Annotated in this window: 6 protein-coding genes; 1 reads left to right on the top strand and 5 read right to left on the bottom strand. The window is 54.9% G+C overall.

Annotated elements, in window-relative coordinates:
- Positions 1 to 332: 332 nt before the first annotated feature.
- A complete protein-coding gene (locus KP703_RS15220; protein WP_215755535.1) occupies positions 333 to 581 on the bottom strand; it encodes a hypothetical protein in 249 nt (82 codons plus the stop codon).
- 14 nt (positions 582 to 595) lie between these two features.
- Complete coding sequence (locus tag KP703_RS15215; protein ID WP_373687511.1) at positions 596 to 1,516, bottom strand: protein rep; 921 nt, start codon at positions 1,514 to 1,516, stop codon at positions 596 to 598.
- 894 nt (positions 1,517 to 2,410) lie between these two features.
- Here KP703_RS15215 and KP703_RS15210 point away from each other — a divergent pair.
- Positions 2,411 to 2,584 carry a hypothetical protein gene (locus KP703_RS15210; protein ID WP_215755533.1) on the top strand — a complete coding sequence of 58 codons (174 nt, stop codon included), beginning with the start codon at positions 2,411 to 2,413 and terminating at the stop codon, positions 2,582 to 2,584.
- Between the two features lie 560 nt (positions 2,585 to 3,144).
- Here the strand turns inward: KP703_RS15210 and KP703_RS15205 are convergent.
- From KP703_RS15205 to KP703_RS15195, 3 genes are all read right to left on the bottom strand, one after another.
- Positions 3,145 to 3,393: a hypothetical protein gene (locus KP703_RS15205; protein ID WP_215755532.1), complete on the bottom strand. Its 249-nt coding sequence runs from the start codon at positions 3,391 to 3,393 to the stop codon at positions 3,145 to 3,147.
- A 14-nt stretch (positions 3,394 to 3,407) separates the two neighbouring features.
- A complete protein-coding gene (locus KP703_RS15200; protein ID WP_373687510.1) occupies positions 3,408 to 4,325 on the bottom strand; it encodes a protein rep in 918 nt (305 codons plus the stop codon).
- A 452-nt stretch (positions 4,326 to 4,777) separates the two neighbouring features.
- The coding region (locus KP703_RS15195) for a hypothetical protein (protein WP_215755530.1) at positions 4,778 to 5,030 on the bottom strand (253 nt) is incomplete at its 5' end.

The following is a 5,030-nucleotide window of genomic DNA, read 5'->3' as shown; positions in this document are numbered from 1 at the left end:
TGCAAACAAAAAAGGGGCATGACGCACCACACGTCACACCCCCAAGGCTCAACCAGAAGTCCCGTCTATAGGAACTTCTTTATATTCAATCTACCAAACCGCCTGAAACCCCAAAACCCCTTTATATTATTGCATCTACATTGCGCACTAAAACACACCAAAACGAACCAAATCGCACAAAAACGCACCAGACATTTTGACAGGAAAACAGCGACAAATTACGCTGCAAAAACTCCTTGAATGGGACGCCGGGTGGAACAGTGGCGACTGTTTCACCACCCCCGCGATATGGCGGCCAACATGTTGCGGGGAGGTCTCTTTACTCCAATAACTCAGTGTTTTTTCTTTGCCTGCTCATCATGATGACCGTCAGCTAAAACACTTTCCCATGATCGACTGACCGAACCAGTATCAGTCAAAAACCACACACATTTTGGCGTAAGATCGAACTTCGGTAGCGGCGCAACTTCGAAGAAACTTGGTATTTCAGCACTCCGGCAAAACTCTTCAGCCAACGACTTGTCATCGAAAAAAATCGGCTCTGGATCATCGTCCATCACCATAAAACGTCGATTTGTCATGTGCTCTCCATTCGCTAAAAATCTTCAATGTCGCTTTGTCTGGGATCGTGAATGACACCTGACGGTTCAGCATCAGCTTTGCGATAACGGCGATATTTCCGGTCAGAAGGACGCCAGTTAAACCCGACACGCCCCCCATCGTCCTGTTCCCCGTCTCCATCGGTCAGAGCAAGTTCCTCGTCGCTCTCCTGCCCTTCCTTGAGCACACCCTTGAGAACCCCGCCGGTCGCCACAAACCGCAGCTTGTGGACTTGCCTGGTCAACTCCATGAACCATTCCGGGTCAGTGGTCATGTCGGCAGGCTTCACCGCATACTTCAGGGTTTCCGCCGCCGCCTGCTGAATGGCCTGTGTGCCATCCTCTCCCTTGCGTGGATGCACCGCCCGCACGTCCACACTGGGGGCATAGTTCAACCGAGCGCAGGACTGCCACACTTCCACCCAGCGGGCCTGTTTGACGTAACTTTGCCCCCGAAAGTAGGACGGCGGCACCATCAGCAGCGCATGAAAGTGCGGATGCGCTGAACCATCCTTGCCGCGTGTCACCTCGGTTGTCCGTATCCAACCCTTTACAGGTTTGAACTCTGGCCGCTTCACCAAACGCCGCCAGCTATCGCTCATAGCCTTCAGAGTGCCGCGTAGATCGTCTACAAGGCAATTCCGCACCGTGAGGGTCAGAAAGAGCCAGCGTGCCCCTCTATGGGCTTCTATGAGGCCGGGAAGGGCTTGATAGAAACGAGCCTGCCACATGAGCGAACGCCTCGACTGACATACCGGGCAATGACGCACCCGGCAGAACTGCGCTTCCTTGAGTTTCAACCGGACTTCACCGGTCTCCGGGTCATGGGTTTCACTGAACCGCAGAACCCCCGAACACTTCCCAATCCGCTCCGCCAGTCTCTCGAACTCTCTCGCCTCGCCATAAATGGCCTGCACGTCCTGCGCCTGTGCCCGGTGAACGTCCCACGATTTATCTCGTGGAGAGATGTCGGCAAGAGATGCGTCTTGGTGTCGTTTACGACCTGTGTTATGTATCCCGCAGGTGCAGCAATGCACGGAAAAACCCCTGTTGTTTTGTGTGTCTCGCAACTCCAAAACTAAGGGGTTTTTCTTTGACCTGTCAATTCCTCAAAAAACCGCAGTCGCTCTAGGCTCTCAGCCTGAAATGCGACCGCCATTTATCCCTTAAGTATAAATACAAGGTGCGGAAACCGCATTTTCGCCGCCCCGCGCACGTCCTCGCACGGCTCCGGGGCTCGCGGTGCGGCGCTACTGCTCCCCCTCTCCATGCCCATTCTTACGGTCTCAAATTCGGGACAGGTTTTGCGTGGTTATATGTCACGCATCGGGGAAATGTGCGGGCAATCACCACCCCCCACCAGACGCCTACCGGCGGCCTACGGCGCTCCCGCTCTGCGCTCGCTCTGGTGCTGCACCGGCTTTGTGCCGTGCCCGTCTGCTTGCTCACGRGGCGGGAGCGAACTGGAAGGGTCAGAGGCCAAACGTGACACGTCACGGAATGGGGGAAGGGGTGGTAACTGCCCCGCCCGTTGCCCCCTCCCTAAGCCGTCCAGACGGGCCAGCGGGCACCACCTGACAACCCGGAGCGAGCGCAGAGCGGGAGCGGCGTAGCCCGGCCCCGTGGGGCCGTCCGGGAAGCCTCAAGATCGCTAAGGGGAACCCTTGGCCGCACACCCCAAAAGGGGGGGCAAACGAGAGTTTGTATAAGTGCGCCCTTCCGGGAAAAAGCACCACGAACGAAAGTTTGTGTAAGTGCGCCCTTTCTGGGTTTGACCATTTTTGTCGTAATCGACGGAACAGAGAACCGACATGACAACGCGAAAAGAAACACTCGTCACGTTCGACGCAGTAACAGCGGCTCGAAGTCCAGACGTGCAAAAAGAACTGCTCAAAATGGCAAAAGCCGACAACAACCCGGAAGCATTAAAACACGCTCAACGGGTCATTGCTCTTGCACGCGCTGCAAACAAAAAAGGGGCATGACGCACCACACGTCACACCCCCAAGGCTCAACCAGAAGTCCCGTCTATAGGAACTTCTTTATATTCAATCTACCAAACCGCCTGAAACCCCAAAACCCCTTTATATTATTGCATCTACATTGCGCACTAAAACACACCAAAACGAACCAAATCGCACAAAAACGCACCAGACATTTTGACAGGAAAACAGCGACAAATTACGCTGCAAAAACTCCTTGAATGGGACGCNTGCAAACAAAAAAGGGGCATGACGCACCACACGTCACACCCCCAAGGCTCAACCAGAAGTCCCGTCTATAGGAACTTCTTTATATTCAATCTACCAAACCGCCTGAAACCCCAAAACCCCTTTATATTATTGCATCTACATTGCGCACTAAAACACACCAAAACGAACCAAATCGCACAAAAACGCACCAGACATTTTGACAGGAAAACAGCGACAAATTACGCTGCAAAAACTCCTTGAATGGGACGCTGGGTGGAACAGTGGCGACTGTTTCACCACCCCCGCGATATGGCGGCCAACATGTCGCAGGGAGGTCTCTTTACTCCAATAACTCAGTGTTTTTTCTTTGCCTGCTCGTCCTCGTGACCGTCAGCTAAAACACTTTCCCATGACCGACTGACCGAACCAGTATCAGTCAAAAACCACACACATTTTGGCGTAACTTCGAACTTCGGCAATGGCGCAACTTCGAAAAAACTTGGTATTTCAGCGCTACGACAAAACTCCTCAGCCAATGACTTATCATCGAAAAAAATCGGCTCAGGATCTTCGTCCATCACCATAAAACGTCGATTTGTCATGTGCTCTCCATTCGCTAAAAATCTTCAATGTCGCTTTGTCTGAGATCGTGAATGATACCTGACGGTTCCGCATCAGCCTTACGATAACGGCGGTATTTTCGGTCAGCCGGTCGCCAGTTAAACCCAACACGCGCCCCATCGTCTGCCTCCCCATCTCCATCGGTCAGAGCAAGTTCCTCGTCACTCTCCTGCCCTTCCTTCAACACTCCCTTAAGCGCGCCACCAGTCGCCACGAACCGCAGCTTGTGGACTTGCCTGGTCAACTCCATGAACCATTCCGGGTCGGTGATCATATCCGCAGGCTTCACCGCATATTTCAGGGTTTCCGCCGCAGCCTTCTGAATGGCTTCTGCGCCATCCTCTCCTTTACGTGGATGCACCGCCCGCACGTCCACACTGGGGGCATAATTCAACCGAGCGCAGGACTGCCACACCTCCACCCAGCGGGCCTGTTTGACGTAATGGCGGGTAAACCAAGAAGGAGGCACCATAAGCAGCGCATGAAAATGCGGGTGCGCTGAACCGTCCTTGCCCCGCGTCACCTCAGTTGTCCGTATCCAACCTTTCACAGGTTTGAACTCTGGCCGCTTCACCATACGGCGCCAGCTATCGTTCATAGCCTTCAGAGTGGCCCGTAGATCGTCTACAGGGCAATTCCGCACCGTGAGGGTCAGAAAGAGCCAGCGTGCCCCTCTATGGGCTTCTATGAGGCCGGGAAGGGCTTGATAAAAACGAGCCTGCCACATAAGCGAACGCCTCGACTGACATACCGGGCAATGACGCACCCGGCAAAACTGCGCTTCCTTGAGTTTTAACCGGACTTCACCGGTCTCCGGGTCATGGGTTTCACTGAACCTCAGAACCCCCGAACACTTCCCAATCCGCTCCGCCAGTCTCTCAAACTCTCTCGCCTCGCCGTAAATCGCCTGCACGTCCTGCGCCTGCGCCCGGTGAACGTCCCACGATTTATCCCGTGGAGAAATGTCGGCAAGAGATGCGTCTTGGTGTCGTTTACGACGTGTGTTATGTATCCCGCAGGTGCAGCAATGCACGGAAAAACCCCTGTTGTTTTGGTTGTCTAAGCAGCTCCCAAGATACAGGGGTTTTCTTCTACGGGTCAAATCTCCAAAAAACCGCAGTCGCTCTAGGGCTAGACCCTCAAACTACGACCGCCATTTATCCCTTAAGTATAAATACAAGGTGCGGAAACCGCATTTTCGCCGCCCCGCGCACGTCCTCGCACGGCTCCGGGGCTCGCGGTGCGGCGCTACTGCTCCCCCTCTCCATGCCCATTCTTACGGTCTCAAATTCGGGACAGGTTTTGCGTGGTTATATGTCACGCATCGGGGAAATGTGCGGGCAATCACCACCCCCCACCAGACGCCTACCGGCGGCCTACGGCGCTCCCGCCCCGTGAGCAAGCAGACGGGCACGGCACAAAGCCGGTGCAGCACCAGAGCGAGCGCAGAGCGGGAGCGCCGTAGGCCGCCGGTAGGCGTCTGGTGGGGGGTGGTGATTGCCCGCACATTTCCCCGATGCGTGACATATAACCACGCAAAACCTGTCCCGAATTTGAGACCGTAAGAATGGGCATGGAGAGGGGGAGCAGTAGCGCCGCACCGCGAGCCCCGGAGCCG

It is taken from the genome of Acetobacter sp. P5B1, from assembly GCF_018811985.1.
GTDB classification, from domain to species: domain Bacteria; phylum Pseudomonadota; class Alphaproteobacteria; order Acetobacterales; family Acetobacteraceae; genus Acetobacter; species Acetobacter cerevisiae.
This window is presented reverse-complemented; position numbering and strand designations above follow the sequence as displayed.

Bases quoted from the DNA above. Each gene is read 5' to 3' on its own strand.
- KP703_RS15220 (WP_215755535.1), bottom strand. From the start codon at position 581: ATGACAAATCGACGTTTTATGGTGATGGACGATGATCCAGAGCCGATT.
- KP703_RS15210 (WP_215755533.1), top strand. From the start codon at position 2,411: ATGACAACGCGAAAAGAAACACTCGTCACGTTCGACGCAGTAACAGCG.
- KP703_RS15205 (WP_215755532.1), bottom strand. From the start codon at position 3,393: ATGACAAATCGACGTTTTATGGTGATGGACGAAGATCCTGAGCCGATT.